We start from the raw sequence: 1,196 nt of genomic DNA, 5'->3' as shown, positions 1-1,196 counted from the left end.
ACGTATCGAGGTACTCAATGCTGCCCCAGGACGCAAAGCGGAAGCCTGACTCCTATTCGTATCCAAACGGGATGCTCAACTCTGGCTACATCGCCGGCGTCCTGCGCTTGAATGATCCGGTCAAAGGGATCTGCTACATCCAGCAGACCCGGTCAGAAAACCACATGCTTCCCATTCACTACGATCCCAAGAAATCGCCGATTCCTAAGGACATCAAGGAGTGGGATCTCATCATGGCGTTTGTTCACACCGATGGCGCCATGCAAGGTGATGACCGTATTGCACGGGTGAAGAGCATCCGTTTCGAAGCTCCAAACCTGATGCACCTTGGAGGGCGTTTTCGCGATGACTTCATGCGGAAGTGGGATGCGGTCGTGCATGCCGCAGCAAAAGACTCAGGCACACCCGATTCTGTGGCCCAGTTGGAGCAACAGCCCGGCGCTGGCACTGAAGAACGTCTCGACTCGTTCGATTGGAAGGCGATGGACCTCAACAAGAACGCCTCGAACCAGATCCGTATCGCGGGCTTCATTCAGGCCAAGTCTCTGGAACGCAACCGCAAACATCCTGTAGACGGCACTCCAATCAACGACCGACTAGTCGTGCTGATTCGGCAGTCGAAAGACACCGATGCCTGCATCCCTGTTCGTTGGTACGGCCGTAATCTGCAGCCGCTGTCTGAGAAACTCGCCCGCGGCATGCCCATTATCGTCAACGGCGAATTCCGGATGGACGTGAAGGCCATCTCCCTGCCGGACGGTCAAACAGGGATCGCCGAAGTATCCAAAATTCCGTTCATTCAAGCCAAGGACATGCCAGGCCCTGTTACCCCTGACTCTGGCCACATCAAGATCGTGCCGGGCTGGGCTGCGGAGCTCTTCAAAGGCCACGGAACCCAGACGCCGCAACCGAAACAAGGCGATGCAGAGCGCAGCGCCATGTTCGCCTCTGCTTTTGGCTCTGACTCGGCAAGCAAGCCTGCAATCCCCGGTGAGCAACAGGGCGCATAGCAGCGGCCGCCTCACCTTGTTTCCTGAAGCCATCGAGATCCAGCACTGGAGTCGATGGCTTTTTTGTTTCTCACCCAGCAGCCGTCTGGCTAGGCCGGCAGCTTGGAAAAAATGCAATTCTGCACTGGAAGGCTAGTCCGCATGGGCAAGACACTGATCATCACTGAAAAAGCAACCGTAGCGGTC

General features: G+C 56.4%; 1 protein-coding gene. It reads left to right on the top strand.

Going from position 1 to position 1,196, the window contains the following annotated elements; translation table 11 throughout:
• Positions 1-1,010, top strand: a 1,010-nt coding sequence (locus tag C4K88_RS18060) for a hypothetical protein (RefSeq protein ID WP_206604395.1), incomplete at its 5' end; no start/stop codon positions are given.
• Positions 1,011-1,196: the final 186 nt, after the last annotated feature.

The sequence above is a fragment of the Arthrobacter pityocampae genome, from assembly GCF_002927275.1.
In the GTDB taxonomy this organism is placed as follows: domain Bacteria; phylum Actinomycetota; class Actinomycetes; order Actinomycetales; family Micrococcaceae; genus Arthrobacter_D; species Arthrobacter_D pityocampae.
The sequence above is the reverse complement of the archived record's forward strand: the minus strand, read 5'-3'. Positions and strand labels throughout refer to the sequence as shown.